15 protein-coding genes are annotated in these 16,680 nt (G+C 30.0%); 12 read left to right on the top strand and 3 right to left on the bottom strand.

Annotation, left to right across the window (positions count from 1 at the left end):
- Positions 1-56: 56 nt before the first annotated feature.
- The 10 genes from F7018_RS05985 to F7018_RS05940 all read left to right on the top strand — a co-directional run bounded on the left by F7018_RS05985 (position 57) and on the right by F7018_RS05940 (position 14,209).
- Positions 57-2,177 (top strand): M3 family metallopeptidase, encoded by a 2,121-nt coding sequence (locus F7018_RS05985; protein ID WP_150899106.1) that lies wholly within the window; start codon positions 57-59, stop codon positions 2,175-2,177.
- Positions 2,178-2,747 (top strand): pentapeptide repeat-containing protein, encoded by a 570-nt coding sequence (locus F7018_RS05980; RefSeq protein WP_150899105.1) that lies wholly within the window; start codon positions 2,178-2,180, stop codon positions 2,745-2,747. It begins immediately after the preceding gene.
- Positions 2,744-3,673 (top strand): YihY/virulence factor BrkB family protein, encoded by a 930-nt coding sequence (locus tag F7018_RS05975; protein ID WP_150899104.1) that lies wholly within the window; start codon positions 2,744-2,746, stop codon positions 3,671-3,673. Before F7018_RS05980 ends, F7018_RS05975 begins: the two co-directional genes overlap by 4 nt.
- Before the next feature lie 92 nt (positions 3,674-3,765).
- On the top strand, positions 3,766-5,184 hold the full coding sequence (gene hisS, locus F7018_RS05970) for a histidine--tRNA ligase (RefSeq protein ID WP_150899103.1): 1,419 nt from the start codon (positions 3,766-3,768) through the stop codon (positions 5,182-5,184).
- 70 nt (positions 5,185-5,254) lie between these two features.
- Positions 5,255-5,923 (top strand): GTP cyclohydrolase I FolE, encoded by a 669-nt coding sequence (gene folE / locus F7018_RS05965; protein WP_370630563.1) that lies wholly within the window; start codon positions 5,255-5,257, stop codon positions 5,921-5,923.
- Between the two features lie 302 nt (positions 5,924-6,225).
- Positions 6,226-9,075: a TonB-dependent receptor gene (locus F7018_RS05960; protein WP_150899101.1), complete on the top strand. Its 2,850-nt coding sequence runs from the start codon at positions 6,226-6,228 to the stop codon at positions 9,073-9,075.
- Between the two features lie 79 nt (positions 9,076-9,154).
- The gene (locus F7018_RS05955) at positions 9,155-10,423 is read left to right on the top strand and encodes a DUF5690 family protein (protein ID WP_150899100.1); all 1,269 of its coding nucleotides are present in this window, start codon (positions 9,155-9,157) and stop codon (positions 10,421-10,423) included.
- A complete protein-coding gene (locus F7018_RS05950) occupies positions 10,407-11,573 on the top strand; it encodes a TIGR03364 family FAD-dependent oxidoreductase (protein WP_150899099.1) in 1,167 nt (388 codons plus the stop codon). Before F7018_RS05955 ends, F7018_RS05950 begins: the two co-directional genes overlap by 17 nt.
- On the top strand, positions 11,563-12,240 hold the full coding sequence (locus tag F7018_RS05945; RefSeq protein WP_150899098.1) for a phosphonatase-like hydrolase: 678 nt from the start codon (positions 11,563-11,565) through the stop codon (positions 12,238-12,240). Before F7018_RS05950 ends, F7018_RS05945 begins: the two co-directional genes overlap by 11 nt.
- Before the next feature lie 151 nt (positions 12,241-12,391).
- Complete coding sequence (locus F7018_RS05940) at positions 12,392-14,209, top strand: alkaline phosphatase family protein (protein ID WP_150899097.1); 1,818 nt, start codon at positions 12,392-12,394, stop codon at positions 14,207-14,209.
- A gap of 41 nt (positions 14,210-14,250) precedes the next feature.
- Here the strand turns inward: F7018_RS05940 and F7018_RS05935 are convergent, their stop codons facing one another.
- Positions 14,251-14,826 (bottom strand): helix-turn-helix domain-containing protein, encoded by a 576-nt coding sequence (locus tag F7018_RS05935; protein WP_150899096.1) that lies wholly within the window; start codon positions 14,824-14,826, stop codon positions 14,251-14,253.
- Between the two features lie 228 nt (positions 14,827-15,054).
- On the opposite strand from F7018_RS05935, the gene F7018_RS05930 reads away from it, so the two are divergent.
- Positions 15,055-15,246, top strand: coding sequence for a cold-shock protein (locus tag F7018_RS05930; protein ID WP_150899095.1), 192 nt, complete (start codon positions 15,055-15,057; stop codon positions 15,244-15,246).
- A gap of 87 nt (positions 15,247-15,333) precedes the next feature.
- Positions 15,334-15,534 (top strand): YwbE family protein, encoded by a 201-nt coding sequence (locus F7018_RS05925; protein ID WP_150899094.1) that lies wholly within the window; start codon positions 15,334-15,336, stop codon positions 15,532-15,534.
- A 7-nt stretch (positions 15,535-15,541) separates the two neighbouring features.
- Here the strand turns inward: F7018_RS05925 and F7018_RS05920 are convergent, their stop codons facing one another.
- Positions 15,542-15,757, bottom strand: a complete 216-nt coding sequence (locus F7018_RS05920; RefSeq protein WP_150899093.1) for a hypothetical protein — start codon at positions 15,755-15,757, stop codon at positions 15,542-15,544.
- Entirely contained in the window at positions 15,757-16,659 is a 903-nt protein-coding gene (locus tag F7018_RS05915; protein ID WP_150899092.1) for a lytic transglycosylase domain-containing protein, read from the bottom strand. Before F7018_RS05915 ends, F7018_RS05920 begins: the two co-directional genes overlap by 1 nt.
- Positions 16,660-16,680 lie beyond the last annotated feature (21 nt).

The raw sequence follows: 16,680 nt of genomic DNA, 5'->3' as shown, positions 1-16,680 counted from the left end.
TTTGTAAAACTTTTTACAAATTAATAAATAGTTCAGTTTAACTTAAAATAAGTAAAATGAAAAAACATATAGTCATTGTTGCTGCACTTACTTTTATGGTGAGTTGTAATACCAAAGAAACCAAAAAGGAAACTAAAGAAAATACTGATATGAGTGTGACTACAACAAATAATCCTTTGTTAATAAAAAGTACATTAGATTATGGAGCACCAGATTTTACTAAAATAAAAGACGAGCATTTTATGCCTGCTATTTTAGAAGGTATGAAAGTGCAAAATGAAGAAATAGCTAAAATTGTTGAGAATAAAGAAGCGCCTACTTTTGAAAATACCATACTAGCTTTAGAAGAAAGTAGTAAAACATTAGATAATGTAACAGCAGTTTTTTATGCATTGGCAGGAGCTAATACAAACGAAACAATTAAAGGTATTCAAAAAGAATTAGCACCGAAGTTTTCTAAACACAATGATGATATTTTATTAAATACAGAACTATTTGCTAAAATAAAAACAGTTTACAATGCATTAGATACTTTAAATTTAGATGAAGAGTCTAATCATTTAGTAAAAGAGTATTACAAGAATTTTGTAAAAGCTGGAGCCAATTTATCAGAAGATAAAAAAGAAAAATTAAAAGAGATTAATTCTGAAATAGCAAGTTTATCAAACGATTTTGGTAAAAAATTATTAGATGCAAGTAAAAAAGGAGGAGTTGTAGTTGAAGATAAGGGGAAATTAAAAGGATTTTCAGAAGAAAAAATTAAATCCATAGAAAAAGATGGTAAATATGAAATCCAGTTAATTAATACAACACAACAACCATCATTACAAGCATTAGAGAATAGAGAAGTTCGTAAAGATTTATTTGAAAAATCAATTCATAGAACAGATGCTGGAGAATATAACACTAGCGATCTAGTAAAGAAAATGGTGTCTTTAAGAGCTGAAAAAGCTAAGATTTTAGGTTTTGACAATTATGCAAGTTGGAGCTTACAAGGAACAATGGCATCTACACCAGCTAAGGTTTTTGAAATGTTTAATGGATTAATTCCAGGATCATTAGAAAAAGTAGCTTCAGAAGTAAAAGAAATACAAGCAGAAATAAATAAAGAAGGAGGAGATTTTAAATTAACACCATACGATTGGAATCATTATGCAGAAAAGGTTCGTAAATCGAAGTATAATTTAAATGAAGAAGAAGTAAAACCTTATTTCGAAGTAACAAATGTTTTAGAAAAAGGTGTTTTCTATGCTGCAACAAAGTTATATGGAATTACTTTTAAAAAGCGTACAGACATTCCAACATATCATCCAGATGTTGTAGTATATGAAATCTTCGAAGAGGATGGAAGTCCATTAGGGTTATATTATGGAGACTTCTTTGCAAGAGATAGTAAAAGAGGAGGAGCATGGATGAGTGCTTTTGTAAAACAATCAAAACTAAGAGGACAAAAACCAGTAATTTACAATGTATGTAACTCACCAAAACCAGCAGATGGAGAACCAGCTCTAATAAGTTTTGATGAAGTAGAAACAATGTTTCATGAGTTTGGACATGCGTTACATGGATTATTTGGAAATCAAAAATATGCTTCAATTTCAGGAACAAGTACTTCGAGAGATTTTGTAGAGTTCCCATCACAGTTTAATGAAAATTGGGCAACGCACCCAGAAGTATTAAATAATTACGCATTACATTATAAAACAGGTGAAGTAATTCCAGCATCATTATTAAAAAAGATAAAAGATGCAGGAACGTTTAATCAAGGATATTCAATTATTGAAAACTTATGTTCTTCTAATTTAGATATGCAATGGCATACAATTTCAGTAGATGATAAAATAGAAGACGTCGCAAAATTTGAAGAAGAAGCATTAAGTAAAATGAAATTAAAAGTATCTGAGGTACCACCAAGATACCGTTCAACATATTTTGCACATATATTTAGTGGAGGATATGCAGCAGGTTATTATTCATACTTATGGACAGAAATGTTAAGTCACGATGCATACGATTGGTTTAAAAACAATGGATTATTAACACGTGAAAATGGACAAAAGTTTAGAGAACAAATCTTGTCAAAAGGAAATACGATGGATTATGCAGAAATGTATAAAACTTTTGCAGGAAGAGATCCAAAAGCAGCTCCGATGTTAAAAGCAAGAGGATTAAAATAAATGAACGATTATTTCGATAGCGAAACGTTTTCTAAAATTGATTTTAGTACAACCAAAATCAAAAAAGGAGAATATGACAATTGTACGTTTGAAAATTGTAACTTTGAAGGTATACATGCGTCTAATATTCAATTCTTAGAATGCGAGTTTATCGATTGTAATTTTAGCAACACTATTATAAAAGGCACTTCTCTAAAAGAAGTGTCTTTTGTGAATTGTAAAATGATTGGAGTAAAGTTTAATGAATGTGATCCATTCTTATTAGAGTTTAGTTTTAAAAATTGCCAGTTAAACTTTTCGTCATTTTATCAGTTAAAAGTTCCTAAAACAAAATTTATAAATTGTAATTTACAAGAGGCAGATTTTACAGAAGGAGATTTACATCAGTCTACCTTTGAAAATTGCGATTTAAATGGAACAATTTTTGAAAAAACAGTTATAGAAAAAGCAGATTTTAGGTCAGCAAAAAACTTTTCAATCGATCCAGAAAATAATCGATTAAAAGGAGCAAAATTTTCATTAGAAAACAGTGTTGGTCTATTACGGAAGTATAATATAGTTATTGAATGACTAAATTAATTGAAGATAAGTTAAGAAAAGTACCAGTATTAAATTTATTGGTGGCCTTTGGGAAAAAAATAAAAATTCCCGGCCTAGAAGGAATGTCCTTATACGACGTATTAGAAATGTATGTAATAGGTATTGTAAAAGGAGCTTTGACAACAAGAGCAGGAGGAGTTGCTTTTAGTTTTTTTATGGCAATATTTCCATTTATGCTATTCATACTATCTCTTATACCTTACATTCCAATAGATGGTTTTCAAGACAATCTTTTTAGTTTAATTCAAGAAATGTTACCACCCAAAACATTTGATGCAGTAGCAATTGTATTAAAAGATATTGTAAATAATCAATATAGTGGATTATTATCTTTTGGTTTTTTAGCTTCTATTTTTCTAATGACAAATGGTGTAAACGCCATTTTTGGAGGTTTTGAATATTCGTATCATGTAAAAGAAATGAGAAGTGTATTTAGAGCATATTTCATTTCATTAGGAGTTTCATTATTAATGTCACTTTTCTTAATTGTAACTGTAGTTTTAATTATTTTTTATCAACTAGCATTAGCAAGAATAGACCAAGCAGGTTGGTTAAACACAGCAGATTTGAACTTATTTTACTGGGGACGTGGTTTACTGTTCTTATTAATGATTTTTACCATTGTATCCTTATTGTTTAGATTTGGTACCAAACAAGGAAAGGAAGTGAAATTCTTTTCACCAGGAGCAATATTAACTACTATATTATCATTATTTACATTCTACTTATTTGGAATATATGTAGTAAAATTTGCAACTTATAACAAATTATATGGATCGATAGGAACATTATTGGTTTTGATGTTGTTTGTCTGGTTAAATGCTATTATACTACTTTTAGGCTTTGAATTGAACGCTTCTATTTATCGATTAAAACGAAGAAATAAAACTTCATAATTATCCTATAAATTCAGATATTTGCGCTTGCAGAAGAACAAGGTAGTTTTTCTGTTAACAAGTAATATCTAAATTTAGAATTCATAATTCATATGAAACCAAGTATACCAAAAGGAACAAGAGATTTTTCATCAAGTGAAGTAGCCAAAAGAAATTATATTTTTAATATAATAAGACATTCGTTTGAAAACTTCGGATTTCAACCAATTGAAACTCCAAGTTTTGAAAAATCATCAACTTTAATGGGAAAGTATGGAGAAGAAGGAGATCGATTAATTTTTAAGATTTTAAATTCAGGAAATTTTCTTTTTGAAAAAAATACAATAGAATTACCTGATTCTTATGAAAAGATAAAGCATAATTCTTTAGATGATCTTGAAACTTCTGAGAAAATAGAGTTAAATAAGTTTACTAACAGAATTTCAACAAAAGCACTTCGTTACGATTTAACTGTACCATTTGCACGTTATGTAGTACAACACCAAAACGATATTACTTTTCCGTTTAAACGCTATCAAATACAACCAGTTTGGAGAGCTGATAAACCCCAGAAAGGACGTTTTAGAGAATTTTATCAATGTGATGCCGATGTGGTTGGAAGTAAGTCGTTAGTACAAGAAGTAGAATTTGTCCAATTATACGATACTGTTTTTAGTAAGTTAGGATTGGTAGGAACGACTATCAAAATCAATAATAGAAAAATATTATCAGGTATTGCAGAAGTAATTGGAGCATCTGATAAATTAATAGATTTTACAGTAGCTTTAGATAAGTTAGATAAAATTGGAAAAGAAGGAGTTGTTAAAGAAATGCTTGAAAAAGGAATTTCTGAAGCAGCTATTGAAAAAGTAGATCCATTATTTAATTTTTCAGGTACTAATCAAGACAAGTTAGTATCATTAGAAGAGATGTTAAAAGACTCTGAAGAAGGAATTCAAGGAGTAAATGACTTACGTACTGTAGTAAATATGATTGAAGAGTTAGGGTTAACATCAGCTACTTTGGAGTTGGATGTAACACTAGCACGTGGATTGAATTACTATACAGGAGCTATTTATGAAGTAGCAGCACCAAAAGGTGTCAAAATGGGATCTATCGGTGGTGGAGGTCGTTATGACGACTTGACAGGAATTTTTGGACTTAAGGATGTAAGTGGAGTTGGAATTTCTTTTGGGTTAGATCGTATCTACCTAGTTATGGAAGAACTGAATTTATTTGAGGCAGTAGAATTACCTAAGCCAAAAGTATTATTCATGAATTTTGATGAAAGTCAGAGTTTATCTAAGATTAAAGCAATTAAGGAGTTAAGAAATAACAATATAAAATCTGAATTATATCCTGATGTAGCTGGAAGTATTAAACAACAAAAGAAGCAATGGAAGTATGCTACGAATAGAGAAATTGATTTTGTAGTAACAGATATAGAAAACGGTACACTTGTTGTTAAAAATATGAAGGCAGGAGAACAATTTAATTGTACTGTCAACGAATTGATTAACAAACTACAGTAAATTAACAACATTATATTGTAAATTTGCGCCTTAATAACAGAAAGAAATGTTTGAAGTGAATAACAACAAAATGAATGACGAAAGAATAGATGAGATTGGGGAGAACCACGTAGGTACCTCAGCTCAAACTCCATTAAGAGCAGACGCTTTTGATATTTCGGATAAAGAAAAAATAGAAAAAATACAGGAAAGTGTTAAAGATATTCTAGAAACTTTAGGAATGGATTTAACAGATGATAGTATGCAAGGAACTCCTAAAAGAGTAGCTAAAGCTTTTGTCAATGAATTATTCATGGGGTTAAACCCAAAGAACAAACCTGCTGCATCTACTTTTGATAATACCTATAAGTACGGTGAAATGTTAGTAGAAAAAAACATCATTGTATATTCTACTTGTGAGCACCACTTATTACCAATTATAGGAAGAGCACATGTGGCTTATATTTCAAAAGGAAAAGTTATTGGTTTATCTAAAATGAACCGTATTGTTGAGTATTATGCTAAACGTCCACAAGTACAAGAACGTTTAACAATGCAAGTAGTACAGGCAATGCAAGAAGCTTTAGGAACAGATGATGTTGCTTGTGTTATTGATGCAAAACATTTATGTGTAAATTCTAGAGGAATTAAAGATATAGAAAGTAGTACAGTAACAGCTGAGTTTGGTGGAGCATTTAAAAACAAAGAAACTAAACGTGAGTTCTTAGACTATATAAAATTGAATACTGACTTCCAATAGGAAAAAAGTCTTTACAAATATTTAAAAAACTCTCAACTTTTAAAGTTGAGAGTTTTTTGTTTTTAGTATGGTTTGATAACAGCTTAATATAAAAGGAAAGTAGGCATAATAAAATCCTTTTATCCTCATTTATAAATTAATAGTTATTTACAATAAATTAAAGTTTACTTTCTTCACTTAACAATTCTATTACGCTAAAATAGCTTTCTCTAAAAGTTTTCTTAATATTAAAAAGTTTACAAATAGTAAAATTATATAGTGATTTGTAGTGATTAAATTTAACTATTGTAAAACTAAACGAAATGAATTATTTAAAACTTTTATTAAGTACAATACTTGTTCTTTTTATAAGTACTGCTGTTTTAGCACAAAAATCTACCATTACTGGGGTAGTTAGCGATGGAAGTTATCCACTTCCAGGAGCTAGTGTTGTAGTTGTAGGAACTACAAAAGGGGTAAATACAGATATTGATGGAAACTTTATCTTGAGTAAAGTTGATATAGGAGAAATTGAATTAGAAATATCATATATAGGTTTTCAAACAAAAAAAGTAAAAGTATCCTTAGAGGAAGGAGTTCAAAAAAATATAGGAGTTGTAGCATTAATTTCTTCTTCACAAGAATTAGATGAAGTAATTATTAGTGGTGGTACGAGAAGAAATAGCGAAGCTAAAGCATTAAGTATTCAAAAGAAATCTATGAGTATTATGAATGTTATTGCAGCCGATGGTATAGGTAAATTACCAGATCGTAATGCTGCAGAAACTGTTCAACGTATTCAAGGATTATCTATAGAAAGAGATCAAGGTGAAGGGCGTTTTGTATCGGTAAGAGGATTGCCACCATTTTGGACATCTACCACTATTAACGGAAATAGAATTCCAACTGCTGAAGAAGAAACTACTTCAAGAGCTACAGCATTCGATTTTTTTCCTTCAGAATTAATATCGTATGTACAAGCTGCAAAAGCATTTACTCCCGATATGGAAGCAGATGGAATTGGAGGAGGAGTAAACTTTATAACGCAAACAGCTCCTACTAAACAGATTTTAAGTATAAACATTGGAGGAGGTTATAACGATAAATCAGGAAAGCCAATTTATAATGCGTCGTTAACTTATGGTAATAAAAGTAAGGATGGAAAGTTTGGTTTTATTATCAATGGATCCTATTGGAATAGAAATTGGGGAACAGATAATTTTGAAGCTCGTAGAAAAGGAGATGAAGGAGTGTTTAGAATGGAGTTAAGAGATTATAATGGTGTAAGAATAACAACAGGTTTAAATGGAGCTATGGAGTATAATTTTACACCAGATCATAAAATGTACTTCAGAGGAGTTTATGGTACGTTATCAGATACAGAAACACATTACAAGCACAGAGTTCGTTTTGATAAATTCGATTCAGGTACCAATACAGCTAGGGTAGAATTGCAAAATATTTATAATGAACTTATTACAGAAATGTTTGGTGGAGAGCTTGGAGGAAAGCATTCATTAATAAACGGTAAGCTTGATTGGAGTATTGCTTCTTATTCAAATGAATTTAGATATGGAAACATTCCTACAGCAAAAGATAAAAGTTATTATGTAGTTAAGTTTAAACAAGATGGTATTGGTATAAAACCAACTTACTTAGATAACAGACCAACAGCCAATGGAGGGGCAGGAGATGATAGAGCATATTGGAAAGCAGATGGAGGTTTGTTAGACTATAATGATACAGACGCCTTATTTGGTTTCTTTAGTGACCCAAATTTTAAAATGGATGCAACACAAATGTCTTTTTCTGATTTAGAGTTATATAAAATTTCAATTAAAGAGCGAGATAATATAGTAGCTGCATTAAATTATGAACATACTGTAAACGATAATTTTAAAATTAAAGTAGGAACAAAGTTTAGAGATAAAGATCGTAGAGCAACATTTGAAGATTTGTATTATGGATGGTCAGGAGCAGGAGCTACACCAGTTTTATCAGATTATTCACAGTATTTAATGAATCAACCTGGAAAGGCAGATTTCTTAAAAGAAATGGGATCTAATATTCAATCAACATTTAGTCCAGTACTATCTCAAGCTGGAATGAAAAACTTTTGGATAACAAATCAAGCTAATTTATCAGTTTTACCAGGAGATTCATCAGCCTTACAATTTAATAGCGGTTTAGGTAGAAACTTCAATGTAGATGAAACTCATTTATCATTCTATGGTATGGGGACTTTAAAAGCGTCTGAACAATGGACTATTTTAGGAGGTTTAAGAGCTACAAAAACTGAAACAAAAGTAGATGGGTATGTTGTTGAAAACAATGTTTTAACCAAAGCTATGAATACGAAAAGTTATTGGGCAGTATTACCAATGTTACACATTAAATATTCTCCAAAAAAGGATATGAATATTCGTTTTGCAGCTACAAGAAGTTTTTCAAGGCCAAATTTTGGAGACATTTCACCATCTGGAACTTTTATTTCTTTCGATAACGAATTTAAAGGAGGGAATCCAAACTTAAATCCAACATTTTCATGGAATTTCGATTTGTTAGGAGAGTATTATTTTAAAAATGTAGGAGTAATCAATGCAGGTTTTTTCTATAAATCAATAACAGATCCAGTATTTAATGATACTTATCAAGGAACTTATAATGGACAAGCGGGAGTGGAATTTAGTACACCAACAAACGGTGCTGATGCTTGGATTGCTGGTATGGAGTTAGGAATAAATAAGCGTTTCGATTTCTTACCTGGTTTCTTAAAATATTTTGGAACACAAGTAAATGTAACATTTATGGATTCTGAGATGATAAAGCCAAGTGGTAGAAAAGTATCTACTCCATACCAAGCAGGAACTTTATTCAATGCTCAATTGTTCTTTGAAAAAGGAGGTTTTAATACAAGATTAGCATTCAATCATAAAGGAAGCTATGCTATTGGGTTTGGAGAAAGAGATATCGATGATGTATACTATGGAACTTACAATACTTTAGATTTTTCAGCATCATATCAAATAGGAAAAAATTGGACTATATATACTGATGTAAATAACATTTTAAATAATCCTCTAATTTATCACTATGGGAAAATAGAGGATCGTCCTAAACAAGTAGAATACTACGGTATTAAAGGAAACATTGGTGTGAAGTTTAGTCTATAAGCTATGAGTAAAGATTTGAATTAAATGCAAAAACAAAGCTCTCAAATACTTGAGAGCTTGTTCTGTAAAATAAAAAAATATGCGTTTACGATTTTTATTACAAGCCTCCATAGCCGCATTCGGAACTTATTTCTGTATGTATGCATTTAGGAAACCATTTACGGTAGCAACATTTGCTAACGAATCATTCATAGGAATAGATTATAAAATATTACTCATAATAGCTCAAGTAATAGGGTATACACTATCTAAGTTTATAGGAATTAGAATAATCGCTGAGATGAAAAGCTCAAAAAGAATGATGTTTTTAATAGGCTTTATTCTTTTTGCTGAATTAGCTCTTTTAGGTTTTGCTACAGTTCCTGCTCCTTATAATATAGTATGTTTATTTTTTAATGGACTTCCTTTAGGAATGATTTGGGGAATAGTATTTTCCTATTTAGAAGGAAGAAAAACTACCGAGTTATTGGGAGTTATTTTATCATCAAGTTTTATCGTGTCTTCAGGCGCTGTAAAATCGGTAGGTAAAATAGTTTTAGATACATTTCACTTTAATGAATATTGGATGCCTTTTATAACAGGAGGATTTTTTATTATTCCACTAATCTTTTTTGCTTGGTTATTAGAAAGACTACCTGAACCAACAAAAGAAGATAAATTGCTTAGAACAGTAAGAAAACCATTAGATAAAACTGAAAGAAAGAGGTTATTTAAAAAGTTTGCAATGCCATTAACTCTTATAGTTTTCTTCTTTATGCTATTGACATCTATTAGAGATTTTAGAGACAATTTTGCTAGAGAAATTTGGGATGCATTAGGGTATGAAGATGCGTCAATTTATAGTATATCAGAAATACCAATAGCAATAACAGTACTAATAGTTTTAGGTTTTATAGGAAGTGTAACTAAAAACTTTAAAGCTTTTATGTATTATCATTATGTATTGATAATTGGCTGTACTTCAATTATTATTTCAACTTTATTATTTCAACAGTCATTAATTTCTTCCTTAGTATGGATGACGATTTCAGGATTAGGTTTGTATAGTTGTTATGTACCATTCAATGGAATTTTCTTTGATAGAATGATAGCAACTTTTAAAATTAAAGGAAACGTTGGCTTTTTAATATATATAGCAGATGCATTCGGTTATTTGGGGAGTATACTCATTTTACTATATAAAAACTTTGGAAAAGGAGATATTTCTTGGCTAAGCTTTTTCATAACAGCTTTATACTTTTTAGCATTTATAGGACTAATAATAACTACTTATTGTTTTCAATTTTTTAGAAAAAAATATAAAAAACCAATACAAATACAAGAATTAATTTATGAACAACAAATATGATTTAATTGTAGTGGGAGGTGGAGTTTTAGGAACTTTCCACGCATATCATGCAATAAAAAAAGGACTATCGGTAATAATTTTAGAAAAAGATGCCAAACCGAATGGAGCTACAGTACGTAATTTTGGACAAGTAGTTCCTTCAGGGATGAATCAGAAATGGCAAAATTTTGGAAGAGAAAGTTTAGCTATTTATAAAGAAATTCAAAAAGAATTTGATATTACCATTAGGCAAAATGGAACGGTATATCTAGCGTCAAATGAAGAAGAGGTTCAGTTGATAGAAGAACTTCATGAAATTAATAAACAAAATAATTATACTTCTGAACTATTTACAAAACAGCAATGTTTAAATAAGTATGACGGTTTGCGAAGTGATTATTGTAAAGCAGGTTTATATTTTCCTCAAGAAGTAACGGTAGAACCAAGAACAATGATTTTACAATTGCATTCTTTTTTGAAAGAGCAAGGTGTTCAAGTTTGTTACAATACCACGGTAATAAATACTGAAGAAATAAACGGAGAAGTGCAAGTAACATCTTCAAATGGAGAAGAGTATAAAGCATCAAAAGTTTTGATATGTAACGGATCAGATTTTAAAACCTTATACCCTTCAATTTATAATGAAAGTGATTTAGTAGTTTCTAAATTACAAATGATGCAGACAAAACCACAAGGTAGTTACAAGTTAAATGGTTCTATTTTAACAGGTTTAACTATTAGACGTTATGAAGCCTTTGAAGAATGTCCATCATGGAATCTAATCAAATCGAAAGAAGATCCAAATAGTTTTGAAAAGAAATATGGAGTACACATATTATTTAAGCAAGCTACTGACGGATCTATAATATTAGGCGATTCACATGAATATGCAGATGCAAAGAATATTGATAGTTTAGGTTTCGATTTAAAAGAAGAAATAGACAGTTTTATGCTACAAGAAGCAAAGAAAATTATAGAGCTACCAAACTATGAAATCCAGCATCGTTGGGCAGGATTTTATAGTCAATGTAAAACCAAAGACATTTTTGAATACACTATAGGAGATAATATACATATAGTAACAGGTATAGGAGGGAAAGGCATGACGGGGAGTGCTGGATTTTCAAAAGAAAAAATTAACAAGGTATTTAATTTAGTATATGATAAATAAAGAGATACAAATGGTTGTTTTTGATATGGCAGGAACAACAGTAGATGAACAAAATGTAGTTTATAAAACGTTACATAAAGCATTAAATGATTATGGGGTTGATGTAGATTTACCTACAGTTTTAAAATTAGGAGCTGGTAAAGAAAAACATCAGGCAATAAAAGATGTATTGAACTATAGTAAGCCTAATCAATTAATAGAATCAGAAACCATTTTTGAAACTTTCAAAATCTTATTAAATAAAGCTTATAAAGATTTAGAAGTAAAACCAATAAAAGGAGTACAAAGAGTTTTATTAAATCTTAGAGAAGAAGGTATAAAAGTAGTTTTAAATACAGGGTATAATAGAGAAGTAGCTACTTTATTATTGGAAAAATTACAGTGGGATGAAAAGATACATTACGATGCGCTTATAACAGCAAGCGACGTAGTAAAAGGGCGTCCTCATCCTGATATGATTTTTAAAGCAATGGAGTTGTTTAATATAACAGATGCTTCTAAAGTTTTAAAGGCAGGAGACTCTACTATAGATATAGCAGAAGGAAAAAATGCAGGCTGTGGAATAACAATAGGTGTATTGTCTGGAGCACAAACTCAAGAACAACTAGAAGAAGAAAAACCAACCTATATTTTAAATTCGTTAACAGCTATTAATGAAGTTTTTTGATAGTTTAAATAATTGTAAAACATTTGTTTATGAAAATTAAAGTTAATGTTAGCTAGATTATTATAAGATTAATATTCATAAAGTAGGGTTTTAAAAGTTTACTAATAGTATATATTTAAATAATAAATTAACTAATAGTAAACTTTTTTTTATGAAAACAAATTGTTTTTTAAAGCTTTTGGCTTTAACTTTTACACTAACAATTACAAGTTGTCAGGAAAACGGATTGGAAGAGATAACTTCTAAACAAAAAAAATCAAGTAAAAATGTTGGATCAAAATCATCGCTAAAAAAGAAGGTTTTGGTTGTAGGCTTTGATGGTATCCAGTTTGGGAAAATTACAGAAACATCAACACCAAACTTAGATAAGCTAAATATTGTGAAAGCTTATGCTGGTGGAATTGATAATACAGCATCAGAGCAAAAAACAAGTAGTGGACCAGGTTGGACTACTATTTTAACAGGAGTTTGGGTAAATAAACATGGTGTAGCAGATAATAGTACGTCAAACAAATCTAAAGTGAAGAGTGTTTTTGAGTTAATTAAAAACTCTAAACCAAATTTAAAAACAGCAAGTGTAGTTACTTGGGCTCCAATTCATGACTTTTTTAGAGATAAATTAAATTTTATCGATTATCATTCTAAGAGCGGAGGAGATGAAAACACTGTAACAGGAGCTATTCATGCGATTAAAAATGAAGAATCAGATTTCGTTTTTGTTCATTTAGATGATGTAGATGGAGTAGGACATTCATTGGGGTTTGGTAATTCATATAACAAAGCAATAACGAAAGCAGATGAGCAATTTGGAAGAATTGTAGCTGAAATTGAAAAAAGAACTGATGAAGATTGGTTAATTATGGTGGTTACCGATCATGGTAGAGGAAGTGGTGGATATAATCATGGAGGACAAACTACTCAAGAGAAAACTATATTTGTGGGAATGAATAAAGTGGGAAATGAAGAGTTTACTTCTTCAGTACCTACAATTCCAAATAAAGACTATCAAGGAATTTATGGTTATGTAGCTCAAACAGCTATAGTACCATCGGTATTAACCCATTTAGGGATTTCAATTCAAAAAGAATGGCAACTAAATAGTACTTCATTAATTGGTAATGTTGGAGTTAGAAAAGTTATGATGCATAACTTAAACACTATTTATTGGAGTTCTAATTCATCAGGGAATGTTGAAATTTATAAGAATAATTCATTCTTAAGTTCTATTTCAGCGTCACAAGGTTTGTATACAGATATTAGTTCTGATGGAAGTGTTAATTATACATTAATGTTAAACGGACAAAGTGGTTCGGTAGCTTTAAATAATTCAAAAATTATAGCGGGGTTAGATTGGAATGATATGATAAATAACAGAGCTTATTTTTTTAGAAGCGATAATAAGTATGTGCGTTACAATAAAACATTGGATAAATCAGATAGTGGATATCCAAAGGAAACAAATAATAGTTCATGGCCAGGACTTGGAGCGTATAAAGAAGCAATTAGCGCAGCTTTTAAATGGCATAATAATAAAGGGTACTTTTTTTTGAGTGATGGTAGATATATACGTTATGATATGAATTCAGATTCAGTAGATTCAGGGTATCCAACTACAATTACAAATGGAAATTGGCCAGGTTTAGAACCATATAAAAATAAAATAATAGCAGCACTGAATTGGAATAATAGTAAGGCATACTTCTTTTTAAATGATGGAACCTATATTAGATATAGTATTAGTAATGATGAGGTTGATTCTGGGTATCCAAAACCAATAAATAATAGTACATGGGCAGGATTAGGAGATTATAAGACTAAAATTACTGCTGCTGTAGATTGGAACTCGACATTTTGTTATTTCTTTTTAAATAATAATACTTACATAAAGTATAGTAAAATAACAGATAGTGCAGTTTCAGGATATCCCAAGCCTTTAAATAATAGTACATGGCCAGGTTTAAATAATTAAAAATAAATTTTTAAAATAGGTAGAAATCAAATGAGTTCTGCCTATTTATTTTCAGAATAAAAGTATAAAACCAGCATGGTGCAATCTTTATCAGATTTGTTGATAGGAACATGAGGATTTCTTCCATCAAAATATAGAGAGTCTCCTTCAGAAACTAATACTTCCTCATTATTTATTAAATAAGTACATTCACCACTAATAATAAATTTAAATTCCCAAGCATCAGTAACAACCTTTTCTCTTTTAGAATTTGGTTTAATGTTTAAAATAACAGCTTCAAAACCTATAGCAGATAAACTTTTACTAAATAAATGATGATAGGTAAAACCTTCTGCTTCTACTTCTTTTTCAATAAGTTGTTGTTGGTCTTTTGAAATATGAATGTAATTGGCAGTTTGAGAATTTTCAATCCCTCTAAAAAAAGTACTAGCATCAATTTTTAAAGCACTAATTAATTCTAACAAAACAGGCAAAGAAGGAATAGTTCTTCCATTTTCTATTCTTGAAATCAAACCATTAGAAACACCTGCGTTTGAAGCTACTTCACTTATGGTTAATTTTTGTTCTTTTCTGATGGTTTTGATACGTTTACCAATACCTATTAAAAAATTATTCATAGAGTAATTTTGAAAATTAAATGTAAATAAAAACTACGAATATTTAGAGTACTTATTTTAAAAAGTAAAAATATTACTTAAAGCAAATAAAGCGCTAAATCTTTTCAAGAAACTTATGTGAATAAAATAATGATAATAAAATCAATAAATTAGGTTTAAATATAAAAAATGGCAGTACCTTTGGCAAAAGTTGTGGGCACTTAAGCAAACAACACATAATTTTTTATAATGAATAAAGGTACTGTAAAATTTTTCAACGAGTCAAAAGGATTTGGATTTATCGTTGAAGAAGGAACAAACAAAGAACATTTTGTACACGTTTCTGGATTAATTGATGAAATCCGTGAAAACGACGAAGTAGAATTCGAGTTACAAGAAGGAAGAAAAGGATTAAACGCTGTTAACGTAAGAGTATTATAATATATAGATTACCAGAGTAAACTTTTTAATGAGAAAAGCCTATCATAGTTGATAGGCTTTCTTATTTTTATATTTTAATTGAATCAAATGAAAGACGGAAGAAATAGAAAAGATATCATGATTGGTTTAGAAGTTGAGGTTGTTCAAAAAAATCATCAAAGAACCGGAGAATTAACTGCAGGAATTGTAGGGAGAATATTGACGAAATCGTCAAATCATCCCCATGGAATTAAAGTGCAATTAGAATCAGGAATTGTAGGAAGAGTTAAAAATATAATCGATAATTAAAACTAAACTATTCTTCTTCGTTAATTTGTTTTAATTTTTTTACACCATCAATTAAAAACCACCCAGCAAATAATATTCTAATAAGTACAAAAATATACTTGTTTTCGGTTTTAAAATTTAAAATAACTCGGTAGCTCTCTAAATCTTGAGAAAACCTAGAAAAAGTGTTAACAAGAATAAAAATACCGATAGCTATATATATAATAGGTAATATTTTTTTCATTATTTAATAGGGATTTTAAGAGTGTATTCTTTACGACTTTTATTATTAAGTTTTGTTTCTCTTAACCATGGATTTACCAACTTTAAATCTTTATAAGTCACACCACAAGTCTTAGCAAAACTCGCAATATTTGTTATAGCAGTGTCTACTTTAATTTCATAAGTGTCAGGGAAGGTATAAAGGTCTTCTTTGTCAAATACAAAACCATATTTTTTAGGATTCGACATTACTTCTTTTAAAGCTAAAATTCTAAAAACATATCTACCAGTTTCGGTATTTAAAAGTAAGTCGTAATAATCGCTTACTTGTTGTTGCTTCATACGTTGCGATATTCTCCCATTTCCAGCATTGTAAGCTGCTGCAGCAAGTGTCCAAGAGCCTAATTTTTTCTTAGCCTTTTTTAAATATTCGGCAGCAACTCTTGTCGATTTTTCTAAGTTATAACGCTCATCAACATTTCTATTAACTTCCAATCCGTATTCACGTCCAGTTGCTGGCATAAAATGCCAATACCCAGCAGCTCCTTTAGAAGAAGGGATATTAATTAAAGCACTTTCGGCAACGCATAAATATTTAAAATCGTCAGGTAAACCATATTCTTTAAGTAAGGGTTCTATGATAGGAAAAAACTTGTTGGCTCTTTTTATTAATAATAACCCGTTTGATTGCCAGTAAGTATTAACAAGTAACTCGCGATCCATTCGTTCTTTAATATCTGCTCTTTCTAAGGGAACACGTTCTCCAGCCAATTCCATGTATTTTGGAACTTTAACAGCTCTAATTTCATAGCTTTCTGCTACATTTTTAACTTCTGGTTCATTAGATTGACTAATGGTGTTCGTAAATAACACTCCTACAAAAACGACTGTAGTGAGCGATAAGAATCGTATCGATTTATTCATCCTCTTTATTTTTTTGTTGAA

It is taken from the genome of Tenacibaculum aiptasiae (assembly GCF_008806755.1).
Classification (GTDB): Bacteria; Bacteroidota; Bacteroidia; order Flavobacteriales; family Flavobacteriaceae; genus Polaribacter; species Polaribacter aiptasiae.
This window is presented reverse-complemented; position numbering and strand designations above follow the sequence as displayed.

What these genes read in the sequence shown, in the direction of transcription:
- F7018_RS05985 (WP_150899106.1), top strand. Translation starts at nt 57, where the DNA reads ATGAAAAAACATATAGTCATTGTTGCTGCACTTACTTTTATGGTGAGT.
- F7018_RS05980 (WP_150899105.1), top strand. Translation starts at nt 2,178, where the DNA reads ATGAACGATTATTTCGATAGCGAAACGTTTTCTAAAATTGATTTTAGT.
- F7018_RS05975 (WP_150899104.1), top strand. Translation starts at nt 2,744, where the DNA reads ATGACTAAATTAATTGAAGATAAGTTAAGAAAAGTACCAGTATTAAAT.
- hisS (WP_150899103.1), top strand. Translation starts at nt 3,766, where the DNA reads ATGAAACCAAGTATACCAAAAGGAACAAGAGATTTTTCATCAAGTGAA.
- folE (WP_370630563.1), top strand. Translation starts at nt 5,255, where the DNA reads ATGAATGACGAAAGAATAGATGAGATTGGGGAGAACCACGTAGGTACC.
- F7018_RS05960 (WP_150899101.1), top strand. Translation starts at nt 6,226, where the DNA reads ATGAATTATTTAAAACTTTTATTAAGTACAATACTTGTTCTTTTTATA.
- F7018_RS05955 (WP_150899100.1), top strand. Translation starts at nt 9,155, where the DNA reads ATGCGTTTACGATTTTTATTACAAGCCTCCATAGCCGCATTCGGAACT.
- F7018_RS05950 (WP_150899099.1), top strand. Translation starts at nt 10,407, where the DNA reads ATGAACAACAAATATGATTTAATTGTAGTGGGAGGTGGAGTTTTAGGA.
- F7018_RS05945 (WP_150899098.1), top strand. Translation starts at nt 11,563, where the DNA reads ATGATAAATAAAGAGATACAAATGGTTGTTTTTGATATGGCAGGAACA.
- F7018_RS05940 (WP_150899097.1), top strand. Translation starts at nt 12,392, where the DNA reads ATGAAAACAAATTGTTTTTTAAAGCTTTTGGCTTTAACTTTTACACTA.
- F7018_RS05935 (WP_150899096.1), bottom strand. Translation starts at nt 14,826, where the DNA reads ATGAATAATTTTTTAATAGGTATTGGTAAACGTATCAAAACCATCAGA.
- F7018_RS05930 (WP_150899095.1), top strand. Translation starts at nt 15,055, where the DNA reads ATGAATAAAGGTACTGTAAAATTTTTCAACGAGTCAAAAGGATTTGGA.
- F7018_RS05925 (WP_150899094.1), top strand. Translation starts at nt 15,334, where the DNA reads ATGAAAGACGGAAGAAATAGAAAAGATATCATGATTGGTTTAGAAGTT.
- F7018_RS05920 (WP_150899093.1), bottom strand. Translation starts at nt 15,757, where the DNA reads ATGAAAAAAATATTACCTATTATATATATAGCTATCGGTATTTTTATT.
- F7018_RS05915 (WP_150899092.1), bottom strand. Translation starts at nt 16,659, where the DNA reads ATGAATAAATCGATACGATTCTTATCGCTCACTACAGTCGTTTTTGTA.